At 65.6% G+C, this 21721-nt stretch carries 17 protein-coding genes; 12 read left to right on the top strand and 5 right to left on the bottom strand.

Annotation, left to right across the window (positions count from 1 at the left end; all coding sequences use genetic code 11):
- Positions 1-58 precede the first annotated feature (58 nt).
- The 3 genes from AC3WRC_RS12365 to AC3WRC_RS12355 all read left to right on the top strand — a co-directional run bounded on the left by AC3WRC_RS12365 (position 59) and on the right by AC3WRC_RS12355 (position 3182).
- Positions 59-1429, top strand: a complete 1371-nt coding sequence (locus tag AC3WRC_RS12365; protein WP_153925671.1) for a class II 3-deoxy-7-phosphoheptulonate synthase — start codon at positions 59-61, stop codon at positions 1427-1429.
- 139 nt (positions 1430-1568) lie between these two features.
- Positions 1569-2141: a prephenate dehydratase domain-containing protein gene (locus AC3WRC_RS12360; protein ID WP_492304057.1), complete on the top strand. Its 573-nt coding sequence runs from the start codon at positions 1569-1571 to the stop codon at positions 2139-2141.
- Positions 2142-2423: 282 nt separating this feature from the next.
- The gene (locus tag AC3WRC_RS12355) at positions 2424-3182 is read left to right on the top strand and encodes a chorismate mutase (protein WP_492304056.1); all 759 of its coding nucleotides are present in this window, start codon (positions 2424-2426) and stop codon (positions 3180-3182) included.
- Between the two features lie 43 nt (positions 3183-3225).
- Here AC3WRC_RS12355 and panC read toward each other — a convergent pair whose 3' ends face one another.
- Positions 3226-4098, bottom strand: coding sequence for a pantoate--beta-alanine ligase (gene panC / locus AC3WRC_RS12350; protein WP_492304055.1), 873 nt, complete (start codon positions 4096-4098; stop codon positions 3226-3228).
- A gap of 75 nt (positions 4099-4173) precedes the next feature.
- Here panC and AC3WRC_RS12345 point away from each other — a divergent pair, with 75 nt between their 5' ends.
- The 3 genes from AC3WRC_RS12345 to AC3WRC_RS12335 all read left to right on the top strand — a co-directional run bounded on the left by AC3WRC_RS12345 (position 4174) and on the right by AC3WRC_RS12335 (position 6235).
- Positions 4174-4833 carry an SPOR domain-containing protein gene (locus AC3WRC_RS12345; protein WP_492304054.1) on the top strand — a complete coding sequence of 220 codons (660 nt, stop codon included), beginning with the start codon at positions 4174-4176 and terminating at the stop codon, positions 4831-4833.
- 129 nt (positions 4834-4962) lie between these two features.
- Positions 4963-5799 carry a division plane positioning ATPase MipZ gene (locus tag AC3WRC_RS12340; RefSeq protein WP_492304053.1) on the top strand — a complete coding sequence of 279 codons (837 nt, stop codon included), beginning with the start codon at positions 4963-4965 and terminating at the stop codon, positions 5797-5799.
- Between the two features lie 7 nt (positions 5800-5806).
- On the top strand, positions 5807-6235 hold the full coding sequence (locus tag AC3WRC_RS12335; RefSeq protein WP_492304052.1) for a J domain-containing protein: 429 nt from the start codon (positions 5807-5809) through the stop codon (positions 6233-6235).
- A gap of 3 nt (positions 6236-6238) precedes the next feature.
- Here the strand turns inward: AC3WRC_RS12335 and AC3WRC_RS12330 are convergent, their stop codons facing one another.
- Positions 6239-6790, bottom strand: a complete 552-nt coding sequence (locus tag AC3WRC_RS12330) for an FKBP-type peptidyl-prolyl cis-trans isomerase (RefSeq protein WP_066551889.1) — start codon at positions 6788-6790, stop codon at positions 6239-6241.
- A 340-nt stretch (positions 6791-7130) separates the two neighbouring features.
- Between AC3WRC_RS12330 and rpoB the strand changes: the two genes are divergently transcribed.
- The gene (gene rpoB / locus AC3WRC_RS12325; RefSeq protein ID WP_492304051.1) at positions 7131-11246 is read left to right on the top strand and encodes a DNA-directed RNA polymerase subunit beta; all 4116 of its coding nucleotides are present in this window, start codon (positions 7131-7133) and stop codon (positions 11244-11246) included.
- Between the two features lie 103 nt (positions 11247-11349).
- Positions 11350-15546 (top strand): DNA-directed RNA polymerase subunit beta', encoded by a 4197-nt coding sequence (gene rpoC / locus AC3WRC_RS12320; protein ID WP_492304050.1) that lies wholly within the window; start codon positions 11350-11352, stop codon positions 15544-15546.
- A gap of 280 nt (positions 15547-15826) precedes the next feature.
- On the opposite strand, the gene AC3WRC_RS12315 is transcribed toward rpoC, so the two are convergent.
- The 3 genes from AC3WRC_RS12315 to AC3WRC_RS12305 form a co-directional block, all read right to left on the bottom strand.
- Positions 15827-16663, bottom strand: a complete 837-nt coding sequence (locus AC3WRC_RS12315; protein ID WP_492304049.1) for a hypothetical protein — start codon at positions 16661-16663, stop codon at positions 15827-15829.
- Positions 16660-17022, bottom strand: a complete 363-nt coding sequence (locus tag AC3WRC_RS12310) for a hypothetical protein (protein WP_492304048.1) — start codon at positions 17020-17022, stop codon at positions 16660-16662. The genes AC3WRC_RS12315 and AC3WRC_RS12310 overlap by 4 nt, the downstream gene beginning before the upstream one ends.
- A 368-nt stretch (positions 17023-17390) precedes the next feature.
- The gene (locus AC3WRC_RS12305; RefSeq protein ID WP_492304047.1) at positions 17391-17987 is read right to left on the bottom strand and encodes a hypothetical protein; all 597 of its coding nucleotides are present in this window, start codon (positions 17985-17987) and stop codon (positions 17391-17393) included.
- 394 nt (positions 17988-18381) lie between these two features.
- Between AC3WRC_RS12305 and rpsL the strand changes: the two genes are divergently transcribed.
- The 4 genes from rpsL to AC3WRC_RS12285 all read left to right on the top strand — a co-directional run.
- A complete protein-coding gene (gene rpsL, locus AC3WRC_RS12300; RefSeq protein ID WP_008260482.1) occupies positions 18382-18756 on the top strand; it encodes a 30S ribosomal protein S12 in 375 nt (124 codons plus the stop codon).
- A gap of 81 nt (positions 18757-18837) precedes the next feature.
- Entirely contained in the window at positions 18838-19311 is a 474-nt protein-coding gene (rpsG, locus tag AC3WRC_RS12295) for a 30S ribosomal protein S7 (RefSeq protein WP_184278599.1), read from the top strand.
- A gap of 145 nt (positions 19312-19456) precedes the next feature.
- Positions 19457-21535: an elongation factor G gene (gene fusA, locus AC3WRC_RS12290; protein ID WP_066622735.1), complete on the top strand. Its 2079-nt coding sequence runs from the start codon at positions 19457-19459 to the stop codon at positions 21533-21535.
- Between the two features lie 109 nt (positions 21536-21644).
- Positions 21645-21721, top strand: a 77-nt coding sequence (locus tag AC3WRC_RS12285; RefSeq protein WP_007443273.1) for a hypothetical protein, incomplete at its 3' end; no start/stop codon positions are given.

Below are 21721 nucleotides of genomic sequence, written 5' to 3'. Positions count from 1 at the left end.
GGCAAAATCCTCCTGGCTTTTCGTTGTTTGAATAGGCGCGAAGTCCTATTCTTGCGCGATGACACGCTGGACCCCCGAAAGCTGGAGAACCAAGACCGCCCTGCATATGCCGGCGGACTATCCGGATCCTGCCGCCCTCGCGCGGGTGGAAGACGAGCTGCGCGCCTTGCCGCCGCTGGTCTTCGCCGGCGAAGCGCGGCGCCTGACGTCGAAGCTGGCGCAGGTTGAGCGGGGTGACGCCTTCCTGCTCCAGGGCGGCGACTGCGCCGAGAGCTTCAAGGAGTTCTCGACAGACAATATCCGCGACACCTTCCGCCTGATCCTGCAGATGGCGGTCGTCCTGACGTTCGCTGGGCGCAAGCCGGTGGTGAAGGTAGGGCGGATCGCCGGCCAGTTCGCCAAGCCCCGCTCGTCGCCATTGGAAGAGATCGACGGCGTCGAACTGCCCAGCTATCGCGGCGACATCATCAACGGCATGGGCTTCACGCCGGAGGAGCGCGCGCCTGATCCGCAACGTCTGATCCGCGCCTATAACCAGTCGGCCTCGACCCTGAACCTGCTGCGCGCCTTCGCCGGCGGCGGCTATGCCGACCTGTACAACATCCATCGCTGGACCCTGGGCTTCGCCGGCGACAATGCCGCCGGCGCGCAATACCGCGAGTTGGCCGACAAGATCACCGAGGCCCTGGCCTTCATGGAGGCGGTCGGCGTCACGCCCGAGACTCATCCGGACCTCAGCCGGGTCGAGGTCTTCACCAGTCATGAGGCCCTGCTGCTGAACGTCGAAAGCGCCCTGACGCGTCTGGATGGCGGTTCCGGCGAATGGTTCGACACCTCGGCCCACATGCTGTGGATCGGCGAGCGCACGCGTCAGTTGGACGGCGCCCACGTTGAATTCATGAAGGGGATCAAGAACCCCATCGGTGTGAAGTGCGGGCCGACCATGACGGCCGACGACCTGCTGCCGCTGATCGACGCCCTGAACCCGGACAATGTCTCGGGTCGCCTGACGCTGATCGGACGCTTCGGTCACGATAAGGTCGGCGAGCGCCTGCCCAAGCTGATGCGCGAAGTGAAGGCCTCGGGCCGCAAGGTGATCTGGTCCATCGACCCGATGCACGGCAACACGCTGAAGGCCGGCAACGGCTACAAGACCCGGCCGTTCGACCGCATCTTGGGCGAAGTCCGGACCTTCATCGATGTGGCCGAGGCGGAAGGGGTTCACCCCGGCGGCGTCCATCTGGAAATGACCGGCCAGAACGTCACCGAATGCATCGGCGGCGCCCAGGCTGTGACGGAGGACGACCTGTCCAACCGCTATCACACCCACTGCGACCCGCGACTGAACGCCGACCAGGCGCTTGAGCTAGCCTTCCTGGTGGCCGAGCGGCTCAAGGCGGGACGGGTCGCGCAGTCGGCGGCGGCCTGACGGACGTCTTTCCCGAGGGTGTGCGGGGCCTCAGATTAGGGCCTTTCCGGTCATGGTCGCGCCATCGCGGCGGCGTCACGTCTGGAAGTTGATGATGGAAAGGAGCGAACCTTCGGGGCGCTCTTCAAGGTGACGGTCGATGGAAACTCTGACGCAGGACGAAAAGCCCGGCCGGGTCGCCTATCAGGGCGCGCCCGGATCGTTCAGCCATGAAGCCTGTCTTGCCCTGCGCCCTTGGGACGAGGCTGTGGCCTTCGAGACCTTCGAGAGCGCCATCGACGCCTTGAAGTCCGGCGACTGCGGCTGCGCCCTGATCCCGGTCGAGAACTCGACCATCGGCGTGGTCGAGCCTGCGGCGACTTTGGTGGGGGGGCTGGGCTTCGACCCGACCGCCGAGGTGTGGCGGCCCATCCGCCATGCATTGATGGCCGTGCCCGGCGCGCGGCTGGCCGACATCCGCTCGGTCGAAAGCCATCCCATCGCCCTGGCTCAATGCGAGCGGACGCTGAAGGCGCTGCATGTGAAGGTGGTCGAGCATTTCGACACGGCCGGTGCGGCGCGCGATGTCGCTGACGCAGGCGATCCGACGCGGGCGGCCATCGCTCCCGTCGGCGCCGCCGAAGTCTATGGTCTGTCGATCCTGCGCAACGACTTGCAGGATTCCGGCGATAATCAGACGCGTTTTGTCCTGTTGAGCTTGCCTGAGGCTTGACGGCGCACGGTCTTTGCGTCCTTAAGACACCCACGGATCGCAACACGATCCGCATAAACCGGAACCGGACCATGTCCCGCCTGCGCGCTCTTTCTGTTTCTTTCGACCGTTCGCGCGCGGTTTCCGGCCTCTATTTCGGCTACGGCTTTTACGGCTTTCGATACGCCGGCTGAGGCGTCGGGCGCACTCCGTCCCTGACTGCTTCACCGGCGACCGCTCTGGACCAGAGCGGCTGTTCGCCCCTGCACATATCGAATCTCAGAATGCCGAAAGCCCTTTTCCATGCCCCATTCCAACCTTCTGCAAGTCTGGCCTGACATGGCCGACCTGACCCCCGAACAGCAGGCGCTGGCCGCCCTGCGCGCCGAGATCGACGGCATCGACGACCAGATTCTGGCGCTGTTCGAGCAACGCCTGGCCATCGCCGCCACGGTCGGCCGGGCCAAAGACGCGCCCACCGGCCCGCACACCAAGCTGCGTCCCGATCGCGAGCAGACCGTCCTTTCGCGCATGCTCAAGCAGGCCAAGCCCGAGAACGCCGAGGCGGTGGAGCATCTGTGGCGCGAGATTGTCGGGTGGGGCCTGGCGCGCCAAGGCCGGCTTCAGGTTCAGGTCTGGGCCCCGATCGAACCGACCCGAGCCTATGACGGCGCGCGCCTGCGTTTCGGCGCCGCTGCAGACATCAAGATGGTGCGCGATCCGCAGAAGGCCCTGGCCTTCGCCGCCGAGGGCCACGGGATCGCCGTGCTGGCGATCAATACCGATGATGCCTGGTGGATGGGCCTGCGGCGCGAGTGGTCGATGTTGAGCGTGTTCGACGGCTACGGCGGCGAGACGCCGACGTCTCTGGCGGTTGGGAAGATCGATCCGCCGGCTCTGCCCAAGGGCCGACGCGTGGTGGTCACGGCGGGTGGGGACGCCGGCGACGGCGGCGGCGCCCGTCGCTGGGGCTTGAACACGCATCACGGCTGGACCATCGCCCTGACCGACGCCGATCTGGCGCCGGGCGACGCCGAGGGCTGCGTCGGCGCAATCGGCTGATCTCACAGGGCCGCATCCGGCGAAGGATGCGGCCCTGATCGTTTCAGACCGCCATATTGTCGATCAGGCGCGTTTTGCCCAGCCAGGCGGCGGCCAGGATGCGGGCGGGGGCGTCGACGATGTCGTTGCGGAACGGCGTAAGGTCCTCGGCGTGGCGGATGGCGACGTAATCGACCCGCTCAAACCCGGCTTTTAGAAGGGCGGCATAGGCTTCACGCTCAACGCCGGGCAGGGGGCGGCCGCTTGAGGCATGGACGCCGGCTTCCGCCAGAATGCCGTTCAGCCGGCGCGCGGTCTCAAGCTCAGTCTCGGACAGGTAGGCGTTGCGTGACGACAGGGCCAGGCCCCAGCCGTCCCGCTCCGTCGGCGCGCCGACGATCTCGACCGGCAGATCCAGGTCGCGCACGAACCGACGAACGACCATCAGCTGCTGATAGTCTTTCTCGCCGAAGACCGCGACATCGGGCTGGACCTGGTTGAACAGCTTGGTGACGACCAGGGCGACCCCGCCGAACATCTGCGGCCGGAAATCGCCCTCAAGACCCAGCGCCGGGCCCGCGACGGCGACGGTTGTCGCGAAGCCTTCCGGATACATCTCGTCGGCTGAGGGCGCGAACATCAGATGGCAGCCGGCGCCGGACAGCAAGCGGGCGTCTTCCTCCTGCTGGCGGGGATATTTGCCCAGATCCTCATGCGCCGCGAACTGGGTCGGATTGACGAAGTTGGAGGCGACGACGCGGTCGGCGCGGCGTGCGGCCTCGCGCACCAGGGTCAGATGGCCTTCATGCAGGGCGCCCATGGTCGGAACCATGCCGACGCTCAGGCCTTGACGTTTCCAGTCCCGGACGATCGCCCGCAGGTCGGCGACGGTGCGGACGACGGCCAAAGGGGTAAACGGGGGGGCGGCGTCTATCATGATGAAGCGATTAACCTTTCCGCTTAAGCCTGTTGATGCACCAGACCGCAAAGTCTGGGCTCTAGGGTTGTGCTTATGACGCCCGCAGAAGCGACCCGTCCAGTTCTGATCGCCCTGGCTTTCGCCAGCAGCCTCGCCGTCGCCGGTTGTGGCGCGGTGGACAGCGATCCCCATCGGTTCAGCGCGATGGCCGAGAACGTCGCGGCGATCGACATTCCGCTCTCGGCCGGTGATCGCGAAACCCGGCATGCCGTGGCTGAAAAGGCCGGACTGCGGCCTGTGCGCTTCACGCCGGTCAAGGTGGCGGTCATGGATCCCCACGCCATGTGGGACGCCCGAGACGTTCAGGTAGGCCTTCGCCCCGTCGGTGAGGATACCGGGCTGCGCGACGCGGTCGTTCGGGCTGCCTCGCCGGCGATCGTGAGAGCCGTTGCGGATGAGGCGATCTCGCGGGTTCAGGCGCCGGTGTTGCGTCCCGCCAGCCTTCCGGCGACGCGGGAAACCGGGCGAACAATCCAACTGGGCGCCTATTCCAGTGCGGCCGGCGCGCGTCAGGCCTGGGATCGGATGAAGGCTACCTCAGACCTGTCGGGATTGTCGCCGATCTATCAGGAGGTCGAGGTCAACGGCCGTCGCCTGACGCGGCTGAAGGTCGGACCGGTCTCGACCGAAACCGCTGCTGCGGTATGCCGCTCCGCCGCTGTCGCCGACGCCTGGTGCGCACGCAACAGCTGACCGACCCCGGTTCGCCGTCCACAGGTCTGCGTTAAGGTTCCGTTGACGTTTGGCCCGTTGAGGCCGAGTCTCGCCGGACCTAGGACCGCGCAGTCTGAGTCGCGCGGTCGGCACAGAGGATTCCCTCGAATGACGCAGCCGCATGTGATCGTCCTCGGCAACGAAAAGGGCGGGGCGGGCAAGTCCACCCTGGCCATCCACATCGTCACCGGCCTGCTGCACGCCGGGCGCTCGGTGGCGATCATCGATCTGGACCTGCGCCAGCGCTCGATGCAGCGCTTCTTCCACAATCGTCTGGCCTGGCTGGCCGCGAACGGGCACGATCTGCCCCAGCCGTTCATCCCCGACATGGGCGACGGCAAGGCCCTGGCCAAGGCGGACGTGGCCGAACAGATCGCCACCTTCGCGCGCGCTTTCGATGAGGCGGCGGCGCGGGGCGTCGATTGCATCCTGATCGACACGCCCGGCGGCGACACGGCGGTTTCGAACGCCGCCCACGCCCGCGCCGATCAGATCGTGACGCCGATGAACGACAGCTTCGTCGATTTCGACCTGTTGGGCGATGTCGATCCGGTCACCCTGGAGCTGCTGAAGCCCTCAATCTATTCCGAGAGCGTCTGGGAAGCGCGCAAGCAGCGCGCCATCGCCCAGGGTCGCCACGCCACGATCGACTGGCTGGTGGTCACCAATCGCCTCGCCGTCGCGGAGGCGCGCAACCGCAAACGTCTGGAAGAACGGATGACCAAGCTGGCCAAACGCGTCGGCTTCCGCGTCGGTCCGGGCCTGCGCGACCGGGTCATCTATCGCGAGCTGTTCCCGTTCGGCCTGACGGTGGCGGACCTGTCGAACGACATCCGGCCGGTCGCGGTGTCCTTGGCCCATGTCGCCGCGCGTCAGGAGATGCGCAATCTGATGATGGCCATGGGCCTGGAGCAGGTTCTCAGCCCTTTGGATGTGGCGGCCTGATCGCCTGATGGGGTTGATCTGGCTGGCCCTGGCGGCGATCGCCGTCTGGGCGCTGGTGCGGATGGGCCGGCAGACCGAGCGACGCGGACGCGCTCACTGGCGCGTGACGGCGACCCTGCTGGGCGCGGTGCTGCTGGCGGGCGGCGCGCTGGCGGCGTTTCGTGGATCGTGGCTGACGGCGGCGGCGCTGGCCGGGGCAGGGCTTTATCTGGCCTGGTCCTCCCGCCTCCGACCAATCGTGAGATCCGAACCCATCAGCGAGGCTGACGCGCGCGCCGTGCTGGGCGTCGGGCCAGCTGCGACCGAGGCTGAAATCCGCGCGGCATGGAAACGCGCCATGGCCCGCGCCCACCCAGACCAGGGCGGCACGGAGGGACTGGCGATGCGCGTCAACGCCGCGCGCGATCGACTGCTGGGAAAATCCGGGCGCCGCTGATCGTCAGCCCGGCTTGACGTCCAGCAGTTCGACCGAGAAGCGCAGGGTCGAGTTGGGCGGCAGTTCGTCGCCGCCGACCCAGCGCGAGCCGTAGCCCAGCGAGGCGGGGATGACGAACTCGTAGATTTCCCCGACGCGCATCAGGGCCACGCCCTCGGTCCAGCCCTTGATGACGCGGTTCAGCGGAAACTCGGCCGGTTCGTTGCGGGCGTAGGAACTGTCGAACTCGCGCCCGTCAATGAAGGTGCCGCGATAGTGGACCTTGACCGTGTCGGTCGCCTTCGGCTGAGCGCCCTCGGGGTGGGCCTTGCCGACGCGGCGATATTGCAGGCCGCTTTCGGTGGTGGTCCAGCCGCGCCGCGCGCCGTTCCAGGCGAGGTAGGCGGTGTTGCCGGCGTCCCAGGCCTGCTGCGGCGTCAGGGCCCCCTGGCCATTGACCTGATCGGCGGCGCGCGCGGCGGCCGAAGCCGTCTCGGCATAGGTCACCGGCTCGCGATGGGTGACGCAGGCGGAAAGGGCGAGAGCGGCGAGCAGAGGCAGGGCGATCCGTGTCATAAGGCGACGCTAGATCAGGCCATCGTCGCTCGCAACGAGATTGGTCGGCTCTGTCGAAAAGGTTCCCTGGGGCCTTTATTTCGTCGCGAATGCGCGTATATGTGCGCGCTCCGCAACACTCCATATGAGTCTGCGCGCAAGCGCCGAGGCCCGGTCCGTCGCCCTCCGACCGAGCGAAGGCGCGGCTCCTTCCCAGGGAGCCGGTACATTTCAGGCGTCCTGGCCCGGCAGCGGGCCGAGGGTGGATGCCGAAACCCTGGCTGCGGACGCGGAGACGCGCGCCGTGGCTGCTGCATTTCACGCACGCCTTCCCCGGGGCGTGCGTCATGGGAAACACTGAATGACTGACGTCGCCCACGATCTCGCCATCAACGGTCAGATCGCTTCCGCCACCTCGTTCACCGGCAAGAAGCGCATCCGCAAATCCTTCGGGCGTATCCCTGAAGCGATCGCGATGCCGAACCTGATCGAGGTTCAGCGCGCTTCCTACGAACAGTTCCTGCAGCGCGAGGTCCGTCCGGGCGTCCGCAAGGAGCAGGGCATCGAGGCGGTCTTCAAGTCGGTGTTCCCGATCAAGGACTTCAACGAGCGCGCCATCCTGGAATACGTCTCGTACGAGTTCGAAGAGCCGAAGTACGACGTCGAGGAGTGCATTCAGCGCGACATGACCTATGCCGCGCCGCTGAAGGTCAAGCTGCGCCTGATCGTGTTCGAAACCGACGAGGAAACGGGAGCCCGTTCGGTCAAGGACATCAAGGAGCAGGACGTCTACATGGGCGACATCCCGCTCATGACGGACAAGGGCACCTTCATCGTCAACGGCACCGAGCGCGTGATCGTCTCGCAGATGCACCGTTCGCCGGGCGTCTTCTTCGACCACGACAAGGGCAAGACGCACTCGTCGGGCAAGCTGCTGTTCGCCGCCCGCGTGATCCCGTACCGCGGCTCGTGGCTCGACTTCGAGTTCGACGCCAAGGACGTGGTCTATGTCCGCATCGACCGCCGCCGCAAGCTGCCCGCCACGACCTTCCTGATGGGGCTGGGCATGGACGGCGAGGAAATCCTGAAGACCTTCTACGAGACCGTGCCTTACGAGAAGCGCGGCGAAGGCTGGGTCACGCCCTACAAGGCCGAGCGCTGGCGCGGCGTTAAGCCGGAGTTCGACCTGATCGACGCCGACACCGGCGAAGTGGTCGCCCAGGCCGGTCAGAAGATCAGCGCCCGCGCCGCCAAGAAGCTGGGCGAGACGACGACCTCGCTGTCGCTGGCCGCCGACGCCCTGGTCACCAAGTATCTGGCCAATGACGCCGTCAACTTCGAGACCGGCGAAATCTTCGCCGAAGCCGGCGACGAACTGGACGCCCCGACCATCGAAGTGCTGGAGCAAAGCGGCTTCACCACCATCGAAGTGCTGGACATCGACCACGTCACGGTCGGCGCCTACATGCGCAACACCCTGCGCGTGGACAAGAACGACAACCGCGAGGACGCCCTGTTCGACGTCTATCGCGTGATGCGTCCGGGCGAGCCGCCCACCCCGGAAGCCGCCGAGGCCATGTTCAACTCGCTGTTCTTCGACAGCGAACGCTACGACCTGTCGGCTGTCGGCCGGGTCAAGATGAACATGCGTCTGGAAAGCCCCGAGGTCTCCGACGAGATCCGCGTGCTGCGCAAGGAAGACGTGCTGAAGGTGCTGCAGATCCTGGTCGGCCTGAAGGACGGCCGCGGCGAGATCGACGACATCGACAACCTGGGCAACCGCCGGGTCCGTTCGGTCGGCGAGCTGCTGGAAAACCAGTACCGCGTCGGTCTGCTGCGGATGGAGCGCGCCATCAAGGAGCGCATGTCCTCGGTCGATATCGACACGGTCATGCCGCACGACCTGATCAACGCCAAGCCGGCCGCCGCCGCGGTTCGCGAGTTCTTCGGTTCGTCGCAGCTGTCGCAGTTCATGGACCAGACGAACCCGCTGTCGGAAATCACCCACAAGCGTCGTCTGTCGGCGCTTGGCCCGGGCGGTCTGACGCGTGAGCGCGCGGGCTTCGAAGTCCGCGACGTGCACCCGACCCACTACGGCCGGATCTGCCCGATCGAAACGCCGGAAGGCCCGAACATCGGCCTGATCAACTCGCTGGCCACCCACGCGCGCGTCAACAAGTACGGCTTCATCGAGAGCCCCTACCGCCGCGTGAAGGACGGCCAGGCCCAGGGCGAGGTGGTCTACATCTCGGCCATGGAAGAGTCGAAGTACACGATCGCTCAGGCCAACATCGAACTGAAGAACGGTCAGATCGTCGAGGACCTGGTCCCCGGCCGGATCAACGGTGAATCCCAGCTCCTGAACAAGGACGCCGTGGACATGATGGACGTGTCGCCGAAACAGGTCGTTTCGGTCGCTGCGGCCCTGATCCCGTTCCTGGAAAACGACGACGCCAACCGCGCGCTGATGGGCGCCAACATGCAACGTCAGGCCGTGCCTCTGGTGCAGTCGGACGCGCCGCTGGTCGGCACCGGCATGGAAGCGGTCGTGGCCGTGGACTCTGGCGCCGTCGTGGTCGCCCGTCGTGACGGCGTCGTCGAACAGATCGACGGCACCCGGATCGTCGTGCGCGCCACCGGCGACGTGGACGCCGCCCGCTCGGGCGTCGATATCTACCGCCTGTCGAAGTTCCAGCGTTCGAACCAGTCGACCTGCATCAACCAGCGCCCGATCGTGCGCGTGGGCGATCAGGTGAAGGGCGGCGACGTCATCGCCGACGGTCCGTCGACGGACCTGGGCGAACTGGCTCTGGGCCGCAACGCCCTGGTCGCCTTCATGCCCTGGAACGGCTACAACTTCGAAGACTCCATCCTGATCTCCGAGCGCATCGTGCGCGACGACGTCTTCACCTCGATCCACCTGGAAGAGTTCGAAGTCGCCGCCCGCGATACGAAGCTTGGCCCTGAGGAAATCACGCGCGACATCCCCAACGTCGGCGAGGAAGCCCTCCGCAACCTCGACGAAGCGGGCATCGTGGCCATCGGCGCCGAGGTCCAGCCGGGCGACATCCTGGTCGGCAAGGTCACGCCGAAGGGCGAAAGCCCGATGACGCCGGAAGAGAAGCTGCTGCGCGCCATCTTCGGCGAGAAGGCTTCGGACGTGCGCGACACCTCCCTGCGCCTGCCGCCCGGCGTCGCCGGCACCATCGTCGACGTTCGCGTCTTCAACCGTCACGGCGTCGACAAGGACGAGCGCGCCATGGCGATCGAACGCGCTGAGATCGAACGTCTGGGCAAGGACCGCGACGACGAGCTCAAGATCCTCGAGCGCAACGTCTACGGCCGCCTGAAGCCGCTGATCGTGGGCAAAAACGCCGTGTCGGGGCCCAAGGGCATCGGCCGTGGCGAACTGACCGACGAGAAGCTGGCCGAGGTCAGCCGTGGTCTGTGGTGGCAGATCGCCCTGGACGACGAAAAGGCCATGGGCGAGCTGGAAGCGATGAAGCGCCAGTTCGAGGACGCTCGCAAGCAACTGGACCGTCGTTTCGAAGACAAGGTCGAGAAGCTGCAGCGCGGCGATGAACTGCCCCCCGGCGTGATGAAGATGGTCAAGGTCTTCGTGGCCGTGAAGCGCAAGCTTCAGCCCGGCGACAAGATGGCCGGCCGTCACGGCAACAAGGGCGTCATCTCCAAGATCCTGCCGATCGAGGACATGCCGCACCTGGAAGACGGCACGCACGTCGACGTCGTTCTGAACCCGCTGGGCGTGCCTTCGCGCATGAACATCGGCCAGATATTCGAAACCCACCTGGGTTGGGCCGCCGCCGGTCTGGGCAAGCAAATCTCCGGTCTGCTGGAAGCCTGGCAAGCGGGTGGTCAGAAGCAGGCGCTGATCGATCGTCTGACGCATATCTACGGCGAGGAAACCCCTCTGCCGCAGGATGAGGAAGAACTGATCGAACTGGCGAAGAACCTGTCCAAGGGCGTGCCCTTCGCGACCCCGGTCTTCGACGGTGCGCACATCGGCGACATCGAGCGTCTGCTGGAAGAGGCGGGGCTGAACAAGTCGGCCCAGTCGATCCTGTACGACGGTCAAACAGGCGAGCAGTTCAAGCGTCCGGTCACGGTCGGCTACATCTACATGCTGAAGCTGCACCACCTGGTCGACGACAAGATCCACGCCCGCTCCATCGGCCCGTACTCGCTGGTCACCCAGCAGCCGTTGGGCGGCAAGGCGCAGTTCGGCGGTCAGCGCTTCGGGGAAATGGAGGTCTGGGCTCTGGAAGCTTACGGCGCCGCCTACACCCTGCAGGAGATGCTGACGGTCAAGTCCGACGACGTGGCCGGCCGGACCAAGGTCTACGAGGCCATCGTCCGTGGCGACGACAGCTTCGAGGCCGGCATTCCCGAGAGCTTCAACGTGCTCATCAAGGAAATGCGTTCGCTGGGTCTGAACGTGGAGCTGGGGAACAGCTGATCCGGATCACGAGCCCTCTCTCGCCACGGCGGGGGAGGGCGATCCCTCCGCTTTTCTCCGTTCTGAATAATTTTCGCGGGTCAGCCCCGCAGAAGGAATCAAGATGAACCAGGAAGTCCTGAACATCTTCAACCCGGTCCCGGTCACCCCGACCTTCGACCAGATCAAGATCGCCCTGGCCTCGCCCGAGAAGATCCGTTCGTGGTCGTTCGGCGAGATCAAGAAGCCGGAAACCATCAACTACCGCACGTTCAAGCCCGAGCGTGACGGCCTGTTCTGCGCGCGTATCTTTGGCCCGACCAAGGACTACGAATGCCTGTGCGGCAAGTACAAGCGCATGAAGTACAAGGGCATCATCTGCGAGAAGTGCGGCGTCGAAGTCACCCTGGCTCGCGTTCGCCGCGAGCGCATGGGTCACATCGACCTGGCTGCGCCGGTCGCCCACATCTGGTTCCTGAAGTCGCTGCCCAGCCGCATCTCGCTGATGCTGGACATGGCGCTGAAGGACGTCGAGCGCGTCCTATACTTCGAGAACTACATCGTCACCGAGCCGGGCCTGACCCCGCTGAAGCAGAACCAACTGCTGACGGAAGACGAGTTCTATCGCTACCAGGAAGAGTTCGGCGATGACGGCTTCACCGCCGAGATCGGCGCCGAGGCCGTCCGCAACCTGCTGATGGGCATCGACCTGAACGCGGAAGCTGAAAAGCACCGCGCCGAGCTGGCCGACAATCCGTCGGAAATGAAGGCCAAGAAGGCGTCCAAGCGCCTGAAGCTGATCGAGGCCTTCCTGGAATCGGGCAACAAGCCCGAGTGGATGATCCTGACGATCGTGCCCGTCATCCCGCCGGAACTGCGTCCGCTGGTGCCGCTGGACGGCGGTCGTTTCGCGACCTCCGACCTGAACGACCTGTATCGCCGCGTCATCAACCGCAACAACCGCCTGAAGCGCCTGATGGAACTGCGCGCGCCGGACATCATCATCCGTAACGAAAAACGGATGCTGCAGGAGTCCGTCGACGCCCTGTTCGACAACGGCCGTCGCGGCCGCGTGATCACGGGCGCAAACAAGCGTCCGCTGAAGTCGCTGGCCGACATGCTGAAGGGCAAGCAGGGTCGCTTCCGTCAAAACCTGCTGGGCAAGCGCGTCGACTATTCGGGCCGTTCGGTCATCACCGTGGGTCCGGAACTGAAGCTGCACGAGTGCGGCCTGCCCAAGAAGATGGCGCTGGAGCTGTTCAAGCCGTTCATCTACGCGCGCCTGGACGCCAAGGGCCTGTCGGGCACCGTCAAGCAATCCAAGCGCATGGTCGAGCGCGAGCAGCCCGCCGTCTGGGACATCCTGGACGAGGTCATCCGCGAGCACCCGGTTCTGCTGAACCGCGCGCCGACGCTTCACCGTCTGGGCATCCAGGCGTTCGAGCCCAAGCTGATCGAGGGCAAGGCCATCCGCCTGCACCCGCTGGTCTGCACCGCCTTCAACGCCGACTTCGACGGCGACCAGATGGCCGTTCACGTCCCGCTGAGCCTCGAGGCCCAGTTGGAAGCGCGCGTCCTGATGATGTCGACCAACAACATCCTGTCGCCCGCCAACGGTAAGCCGATCATCGTGCCGTCGCAGGACATCGTCCTGGGCCTGTACTATCTGTCGCTGGTCAAGGACGGCGAGCCGGGCGAAGGCAAGCTGTTCGCCAACATCGGCGAGATCGATGCGGCGCTGGACGCCAAGGTCGTCACCCTGCACACGCGCATCAAGGCGCGCTGGACGGAACAGGACGCCGAAGGCAATGAGGTGACCAAGGTCATCGACACCACGCCGGGCCGGATGAAGCTGGCGGCTCTGCTGCCGCGTAATCCGAACGTCGGCTATCGCCTGCTCGAGAAGAACCTGACCAAGAAGGAAATCGGCAATCTGATCGACGTGGTCTATCGCCACTGCGGTCAGAAGGCGACGGTCATCTTCGCTGACCAGATGATGGGCCTGGGCTTCCGCGAAGCCGCCAAGGCCGGCATTTCGTTCGGCAAGGACGACATCGTGATCCCAGCCAAGAAGGTCGAATTGGTCGCCGAGACCCGCACCCAGGTCGAGGAGTACGAGCAACAGTACGCCGACGGCCTGATCACGCGCGGCGAGAAGTACAACAAGGTGGTGGACGCCTGGTCCAAGGCCACGGACCGGATCGCCGACGCCATGATGGGCGAGATCGCGCAACCGCGCGTGCTGATCGAGGGTGAAAACCCCGACATCAACTCGGTCTTCATGATGGCCAACTCCGGCGCCCGGGGTTCGCAGGCCCAGATGAAGCAACTGGGCGGCATGCGCGGCCTGATGGCCAAGCCGTCCGGCGAGATCATCGAGACGCCGATCACCTCGAACTTCAAGGAAGGCCTGACCGTCCTTGAATACTTCAACTCGACCCACGGCGCCCGTAAGGGTCTGGCCGACACCGCGCTGAAGACCGCCAACTCGGGTTACCTGACCCGCCGTCTGGTGGACGTGGCGCAGGACTCCATCGTCACCGAGCAGGATTGCGGCTCGACGCGCGGCATCACCCTGCGTGCGGTGATGGAAGGCGGCGACGTGCTGGTCTCGCTGGGTCAGCGCATCCTGGGTCGCTATGCGGCGGAGGACATCAAGGAACCGGGCACCGATACCGTCCTGTTCCCTGCCGACACCTATCTGGTGGAAGAAGTCGCCGAGGCCGTCGAGGCCGCGGGCGTCCAGTCGGTCAAGGTCCGTTCGGCCCTGACCTGCGAAGCGGACGCTGGCATCTGCGCCCACTGCTACGGCCGTGACCTGGCGCGCGGCACCAACGTCAACATCGGCGAAGCGGTCGGCGTCATCGCCGCCCAGTCGATCGGCGAGCCGGGCACCCAGCTGACGATGCGGACCTTCCACATCGGCGGTACGGCCCAGGTGGCGGAAACCTCCTTCATGGAGGCGACCAACGCCGGTACGGCCAAGGTCACCGGCCCGACCGTCGTCGCGGCCCACGGCGACCTGGTGGCCATGAGCCGCAACGTCATCGTGACCGTGGTCGTGGACGGCAAGGACCGCGAGACGCACAAGGCTCCTTACGGCGCCCGCATCCGCGTCAAGGACGGCGACGAGGTCAAGAAGAACCAACGCCTGGCGGAGTGGGACCCCTACACCACCCCGATCCTGACGGAAGTCGGCGGCGTCGTGCGCTTCGAGGACCTGGTCGAAGGCCTGTCGGTCAAAGAAGAAACCGACGAAGCGACGGGCATCGCCCAGCGCGTCGTCAGCGACTGGCGCGCCAGCCCGCGCGGCTCGGACCTGCGTCCGGCCATGGGCGTCACCCTGGGCGACGCCTACGCCAAGCTGGCCTCGGGCTCCGACGCCCGTTACCTGCTGCCCGTGGGCGCGGTTCTGTCCGTGTCGAATGGCGATGAGGTCAAGCCGGGCGAGATCATCGCTCGCGTTCCGACCGAAGGCGCCAAGACCCGCGACATCACCGGCGGTCTGCCGCGCGTCGCCGAACTGTTCGAAGCTCGCCGTCCGAAGGACTGCGCGGTCATCGCCGAGATGGATGGTCGCGTCGAATTTGGCCGCGACTACAAGAACAAGCGTCGCATCAAGATCACGCCCGAGCCCAACGCCGACGGCGTGCAGGGCGAACCGGTCGAGTTCCTGATTCCGAAGGGCAAGCACATCTCCGTCCACGACGGCGATCTGATCCAGAAGGGCGACTACATCATCGACGGCAACCCGGATCCGCACGATCTGCTGCGCATCCAGGGCGTCGAGGCGCTGGCCGAGTATCTGGTGAACGAAGTGCAGGAGGTCTATCGACTGCAGGGCGTGCCGATCAACGACAAGCACATCGAAGTCATCGTGCGTCAGATGCTGCAGAAGGTGGAAGTGCTGGATTCGGGTGAAACCACCTTGATCCGCGGCGACACCGTCGAAGTCGCCGAAGCCGTTCTGGAAAACGCCAAGGTCGAGAAGCGTGGCGGCCGTCTGGCCACCACCCAGCCCGTCCTGCTGGGCATCACCAAGGCGTCGCTGCAAACCCGCAGCTTCATCTCGGCGGCGTCCTTCCAGGAGACCACCCGCGTCCTCACCGACGCCTCGGTCCACGGCAAGAAGGACATGCTGGAAGGCCTGAAGGAAAACGTCATCGTCGGCCGCCTGATCCCGGCCGGCACCGGCGCCTACCTGCGGAGCCTGCAGAAGATCGCCAACGAGCGTGATGCAGAACTGACCTCGGCTCTGGAAGAGGCGATCGAGCCGCTGCCGGCCGATCTGCAACTGGAGCTGGAGAGCAGCGAGAGCTGATCTTTCGTTTCAAAAGCGAAGACATGAAGGGGGCGGCGCCGGCGACGGCGCCGCCCTTTTTCTATGAGCCGTTGACCGCGCCTTGATTGTGGTCGAGCTTTCCTTCTGATTGTGATGGGGGAGGATGCGTCATGACCAAGAAACGGGCTTCGCCCGTCGTGATGGCCCTCAACATCGTCCTCTGGTGCGGTGTGGGTTACGTCGGTCTAGCCATAGCCGCGATACATCTTGGCGGGGTTATGCACGACATCCACTGCCTGGATCATCGCTGACCTCATTGTCAGTCTTTACCGCCGATTCGTACTCCGCCGATGCTGGCTGAGAAGCCCTGGCGGCGGCGTTCGCCTCGATTGATTGTCGTCTCTGCGCCTTGACGCATGTCAACGCCGGGAACGTCGGGCAATAGGGCGCCGGCGCAGCCCGTGCCGAAGTTCGAGCCGACGCAGTCCGCCGGACCCACCACGCCGACGCCGCCGGACAGAGGACGACGTCGCGCCTCCCATTCGGCCAGACGCCGTGCGCCCTCGCGCGCAAAGGCGGCGTCACGCTCGGGGTTGCCCGTGCCGGTGATCGGAGCGGCGTTCATGCCGCGTCGCATGGCGTCCTCGCGGCAATGGGCGCGCTCGGCGGCGTTGAGCTGTTGCGGCGTGGTGCAGCCGATCAGGCCCTGACGCAGGACGCGAGACATGGCGCCGGCGCGATCGTTCGGATTGACGGTCCAGGCGTCCGGCGGCGTGGGCGCGCCCTGGGGCGCGGGCGCAGCAATGCGTGGACGGATTGGGGTAGGGCGACTGTCCGGTGCGGACGCGACCCTGTCTGTGGGAGCGGCGTCGATGGTGCCAGCGTCACGCGATGCGGACATGGCGACGGGCTCGGGCGTCTGCATCGCAGGGCGGGGCCGCTCATTCGGCAGGAGAGGGCGTGGGCTGATGTCGATGTAGAGGGGACGTGGATCGAGCGCGCTCGGCGGAGCGTCAATCCCGAGCGCGGTGAGCGACAGGGTGGCGATCAGCCCCGCGTTGATGGCGACGGAGGCTGTGGCCAAGCCGACCTTGCGCCAGTTCGGGCGGTTACGTCGCGACCAGAAGCAAGGGGAGGGCGCGGAGGCGACGGTCATTCGCGACGCTTTCTGAGATTGGGCAGCAAGCCGTCCCGCGAGGAAAAGAGTTCAATACGGATGTCCACGTCGGCGCAACCTGCCACGGGGTTAGGATCTTCGCATGATCCCCGAACACGCGGCGGATCGGCGCGCTGAGCTTCCCAGGCCGCCAGACGACGCGCCCCCTGTCGCGCGAAGGCGGCGTCGCGCTCGGCGTTCCCCGTTCCCCGGATGACAGGGGTGGCTTCGCCGCCGCTCCAGGGCTCCTCGCAGCGGCGTCGGTCGTCGGGCGTGAGGCGGTGCGGGGCTTTGCACGAAAGGGAAGGCAATCTCGGCCCCGCAAGAGCGCCGCCGACCCGCCAGCGGGCGTCGATCATGTCGTCTGCTTTCGCTTGGCTTATGGGCGAGGGCGGGGGCGCCGACGTCGCCGGATCGCCTCTGATCGGCGCATCCCCTTGCGACGCCTGCGCGCCTTGGGGCGCGGCCATGGCGTCCTCAGAGGACGTGACAGACGGGCTCCTCGGCGCGCGGACCAGGGACGGCCAGGCGTCCTCAAGATAGACGATCATCGGCGTAGGCCGCAGCGAACGAGCGCGCAGCCCTGGATCGGTCAGGGATAGAAGCGCCACGGCGCCCGCATTCAGCCCGACTGCTGCGGCCGCAAAGCCCGCCTTGCGCCAGTCAAGACGGCGGGGGGACTTCGTCGGCGTCGTCGTCTCAGTTAAGAGGTCAACAACAGCCATCGTCAGTTCCTACCGAATAGGGACCGCAGTCCGGGGTAGGCGCCGTCGCCCTCGCGGTAGTCGCGCCAGCGTTTCTTGACGGCGGCTTCCTTGGCGAAGGCCGCCGTCCTTTCCTCGTCGCTGGAGCGCACCATCGGCGGCGATGATTCATCGGCCGTGATCGCCCGCGCACGGCAAGCGTGCCGGTCCTGCGTGGACCGTGCGCTTTCGGGCCGGCAATCCGGTCCGCCATTGCGCGCCGCGTTTCCCGTCGGCCAGGCGGCGTCGAGCGAGACGCTCGGTCGGACGGTCCAGCGCGGGTCATAGCCGGGTGCGGCCAGACGATCCAATGTCGGCGTCACGGTCGGCTCCGATCCCGCAGTCTCGGAATCGCGCGAATGGACCGGTGCCCGGCGCTGGTCCTGCGCTTGCGGCGCGGACGCCGGCGCCTTGCGGGCCTTGGCCCTTATGATCACGGGTTCGATCTGGATGTAGAGAGGCGAGTGTCCCGAAACCCGACGCGGCGCCGGGCGGCGGTCCTCCGACGCGAGCAGCGTCAGCAGGCCTGCGTTCACCGCAAGCGAGAGCGCAATCGCCCCTGTTCTGGCCAGCCCCGCCATGACCCATCCCCGGTTGGTCGTGTCGTCAAGCTGAGCGCGAAGCGTGGCGGGTTTCAGGCGAAAGGTCGCTCTATTGAAGACCGCTAGGCTTCATCGAAGCGGCTGCATTCTGGAGTGTTAACGTCTCCGCCTTGACCTTCGCGCCCATCGGGCGTAGAAGCCGCCCACTTTCGAGGCGTGGCCGGTTCGCCGGTCGCTGAGATCGTGACAATCCAACGGACGGGCTGTGCCCGCCGGAACGCCCAAAGCGCGCGTTCCGGTTTTTCTGTTTGGGTGGTCGCGCGATCAGTCTCGATGACACCCGGGCGAGGGGATGGTCCCCCGTTCACAAGAAGGCGAGAGGCGCTTCGGTCGAAAGACACACGCCTCCATCAGAAGTCGAGACGAGTTTCGAATGCCTACGATCAACCAGCTGATCCGCAAGCCGCGCAAGCCCAAGCCCACCCGCAACAAGGTGCCGGCTCTGGAGGGTTCGCCCCAGCGTCGCGGCGTCTGCACCCGCGTTTACACCACGACCCCGAAGAAGCCGAACTCGGCTCTGCGTAAGGTCGCCAAGGTCCGTCTGGCCAAGAACGGCTACGAAGCCGTGTGCTACATCCCCGGCGAAGGCCACAACCTGCAAGAACACTCGGTTGTTCTGATCCGCGGCGGCCGCGTGAAGGACTTGCCCGGCGTTCGCTACCACATCCTGCGCGGCGTTCTGGATACTCAAGGCGTCAAGGACCGTAAGCAGCGTCGTTCGCACTACGGCGCCAAGCGTCCGAAGTAAGCCATTCTTCTCCGGGCCGTCGCGCCCGGAGGCCTTTTCGAGATCTTCCCGGCGTTGGTCGGGCACTGCAAGGAATACCCCATGTCGCGTCGTCACCGCGCCCAGAAACGTGAAGTTCTGCCGGATCCCAAGTTCGGGGACCTGGTCGTCACCAAGTTCATGAACTACGTCATGTACGAAGGTAAGAAGGCCGTCGCCGAAAACATCGTGTACGGCGCCTTCGACATCCTGGCCGAGAAGAAGAAGGACCAGGAGCCGGTCGCGACCTTCCACGCCGCCCTGGACAACGTCTCCCCGTCGGTCGAAGTGCGCTCGCGTCGCGTCGGCGGCGCCACCTATCAGGTGCCCGTCGAAGTCCGTCCGGACCGTCGCCGCGCCCTGGCCATCCGCTGGCTGGTGAACGCTGCGCGCAAGCGTGGCGAGAACACCATGACCGAGAAGCTGGCCGCCGAACTGCTGGACGCCTCGAACAACCGCGGCACCGCGGTCAAGAAGCGTGAAGACACCCACAAGATGGCCGAAGCCAACCGCGCCTTCAGCCACTATCGCTGGTAACGCCTTCAAAGCGTCATCTGCGCTGACTATCTAAGGGTTTCCGGCGCGGGCGGTTTAAGTTAAATCGCCCGCGCTCGCTTATCCGAACACCGACATCCTTCCGAGGGCGCACCTGAGCGTCCTGAAATTTTCAAGGCACGCTTTCATGGCCCGCACTCACAAGCTCGAGGACTACCGCAACTTCGGCATCATGGCCCACATCGACGCGGGCAAGACGACGACGACCGAGCGGATCCTGTATTACACCGGTAAATCCCACAAGATCGGCGAAGTCCACGACGGCGCTGCGACCATGGACTGGATGGACCAGGAGCAGGAGCGCGGCATCACCATCACGTCCGCCGCGACGACCGCCTTCTGGCAGGGCAAGCGCCTGAACATCATCGACACCCCCGGCCACGTGGACTTCACCATTGAGGTTGAGCGTTCCTTGCGCGTCCTCGACGGCGCTGTGACCGTGCTGGACGGCAACGCCGGCGTGGAGCCGCAGACGGAAACCGTCTGGCGCCAGGCCGACAAGTACAAGGTGCCGCGCATCGTCTACGTCAACAAGATGGACAAGATCGGCGCCGACTTCGACGCCTCGGTCGAGTCGATCCGCGACCGTCTTGGCGCCAAGGCCGTGCCGATCCAGTTCCCGATCGGCGCTGAGTCCTCGCTGTCGGGTCTGGTCGATCTGGTCCGCATGACCGGCGTGGTCTGGGACAACGACGGCCTGGGCGCTTCCTACAAGGACGTGCCGATCCCCGACGACCTGATGGACAAGGCGATCGCTGCGCGTCAGTACCTGATCGACAACGCCGTCGAGCTGGACGACGAGGCGATGGAAGCCTACCTCGAGGGCAACGAGCCCGACGAAGCCACCATCAAGAAGTGCATCCGCAAGGCCGTTCTGACCGGCGCCTTCTATCCGATCCTGTGCGGCTCGGCCTTCAAGAACAAGGGCGTGCAGACGCTGCTGGACGCCGTCGTCGACTACCTGCCGTCGCCGCTGGACATCCCGCCGACGCCGGGCATCGACTTCAAGACCGAAGAGCCAGTCGTGCGGAAGGCTTCGGACGAAGAGCCCCTGTCGGTCCTGGCCTTCAAGATCATGGACGACCCCTTCGTCGGCTCGCTGACCTTCTGCCGCCTCTACTCGGGCAAGATGGAAACCGGTCAGTCGCTGCTGAACTCCAGCCGCGACAAGAAAGAGCGCGTCGGCCGGATGCTGCAGATGCACTCGAACAACCGTGAAGACGTCAAGGAAGCCTACGCCGGCGACATCGTCGCCCTGGCTGGCCTGAAGGAAACCCGCACGGGCGACACCCTGTGCGACCCGATCAAGTCGCCCGTCATCCTGGAGAAGATGGAGTTCCCGGCGCCGGTCATCGAGATCTCGGTCGAGCCCAAGACCAAGGGCGACCAAGAGAAGCTGGGCGTCGCCCTGGCCAAGCTGGCCTCGGAAGATCCGTCCTTCACCGTCTCGACCGACCACGAGTCGGGCCAGACGATCCTGAAGGGCATGGGCGAGCTGCACCTGGACATCAAGATCGACATCCTGAAGCGCACCTACAAGGTCGAGGCCAACATCGGCGCGCCGCAGGTCGCCTATCGTGAATCGCTGGGCCGCAAGGTCGACATCGACTACACGCACAAGAAGCAGACCGGCGGTACGGGCCAGTTCGCCCGCGTCATGATCACCTTCGAACCCGGCGAGCCGGGCTCGGGCTTCGTGTTCGAGAACTCGATCGTCGGCGGCGCGGTGCCGAAGGAATACATCCCCGGCGTCGAAAAGGGGCTGAACTCGGCCAAGGACAACGGTCTGCTGGCCGGCTTCCCGCTGATCGACTTCAAGGCGACGCTGACGGACGGCAAGTTCCACGACGTCGACTCCAGCGTTCTGGCGTTCGAAATCGCTTCGCGCGCCGCCTTCCGCGAACTGAAGGAGAAGGGTTCGCCCAAGCTGCTCGAGCCGATCATGGCGGTGGAAGTCGTGACCCCCGAGGAATACCTCGGCTCGGTCATCGGCGACCTGAACGGCCGTCGCGGCATGATCCAGGGTCAGGACATGCGCGGCAACGCCACCGTCGTGAACGCCTTCGTGCCGCTGGCCAACATGTTCGGCTATGTGAACACGCTGCGCGGCATGTCGCAGGGCCGCGCTCAGTTCACCATGCAATACGACCACTACGAGCCGGTGCCGCAACACGTCGCCGACGAAGTGATCAAGAAGTACGCCTAAGCTTTCCCTTTTCGGTAAGCCCGCCTATATGCGCCCGGACCGTAAGGACCGGGCGTCCTTAACCCCCAAACTGCAGGAACCCCGGTTCGGGGACCTTAGGAGCTAGAAAATGGCCAAGGAAAAGTTCGAACGGACGAAGCCGCACTGCAACATCGGCACGATTGGTCACGTTGACCACGGCAAGAC

It is taken from the genome of Brevundimonas sp. EU05-FHT14B07 (assembly GCF_058790795.1).
Note: the sequence above shows the minus strand (reverse complement) of the source record. Positions and strands in the feature narration are given on the sequence as shown.

Excerpts from the sequence above, each read along its gene's own strand:
- AC3WRC_RS12365 (WP_153925671.1), top strand. The coding sequence starts at position 59 with ATGACACGCTGGACCCCCGAAAGCTGGAGAACCAAGACCGCCCTGCAT.
- AC3WRC_RS12360 (WP_492304057.1), top strand. The coding sequence starts at position 1,569 with ATGGAAACTCTGACGCAGGACGAAAAGCCCGGCCGGGTCGCCTATCAG.
- AC3WRC_RS12355 (WP_492304056.1), top strand. The coding sequence starts at position 2,424 with ATGCCCCATTCCAACCTTCTGCAAGTCTGGCCTGACATGGCCGACCTG.
- panC (WP_492304055.1), bottom strand. The coding sequence starts at position 4,098 with ATGATAGACGCCGCCCCCCCGTTTACCCCTTTGGCCGTCGTCCGCACC.
- AC3WRC_RS12345 (WP_492304054.1), top strand. The coding sequence starts at position 4,174 with ATGACGCCCGCAGAAGCGACCCGTCCAGTTCTGATCGCCCTGGCTTTC.
- AC3WRC_RS12340 (WP_492304053.1), top strand. The coding sequence starts at position 4,963 with ATGACGCAGCCGCATGTGATCGTCCTCGGCAACGAAAAGGGCGGGGCG.
- AC3WRC_RS12335 (WP_492304052.1), top strand. The coding sequence starts at position 5,807 with ATGGGGTTGATCTGGCTGGCCCTGGCGGCGATCGCCGTCTGGGCGCTG.
- AC3WRC_RS12330 (WP_066551889.1), bottom strand. The coding sequence starts at position 6,790 with ATGACACGGATCGCCCTGCCTCTGCTCGCCGCTCTCGCCCTTTCCGCC.
- rpoB (WP_492304051.1), top strand. The coding sequence starts at position 7,131 with ATGACTGACGTCGCCCACGATCTCGCCATCAACGGTCAGATCGCTTCC.
- rpoC (WP_492304050.1), top strand. The coding sequence starts at position 11,350 with ATGAACCAGGAAGTCCTGAACATCTTCAACCCGGTCCCGGTCACCCCG.
- AC3WRC_RS12315 (WP_492304049.1), bottom strand. The coding sequence starts at position 16,663 with ATGACCGTCGCCTCCGCGCCCTCCCCTTGCTTCTGGTCGCGACGTAAC.
- AC3WRC_RS12310 (WP_492304048.1), bottom strand. The coding sequence starts at position 17,022 with ATGATCGACGCCCGCTGGCGGGTCGGCGGCGCTCTTGCGGGGCCGAGA.
- AC3WRC_RS12305 (WP_492304047.1), bottom strand. The coding sequence starts at position 17,987 with ATGGCGGGGCTGGCCAGAACAGGGGCGATTGCGCTCTCGCTTGCGGTG.
- rpsL (WP_008260482.1), top strand. The coding sequence starts at position 18,382 with ATGCCTACGATCAACCAGCTGATCCGCAAGCCGCGCAAGCCCAAGCCC.
- rpsG (WP_184278599.1), top strand. The coding sequence starts at position 18,838 with ATGTCGCGTCGTCACCGCGCCCAGAAACGTGAAGTTCTGCCGGATCCC.
- fusA (WP_066622735.1), top strand. The coding sequence starts at position 19,457 with ATGGCCCGCACTCACAAGCTCGAGGACTACCGCAACTTCGGCATCATG.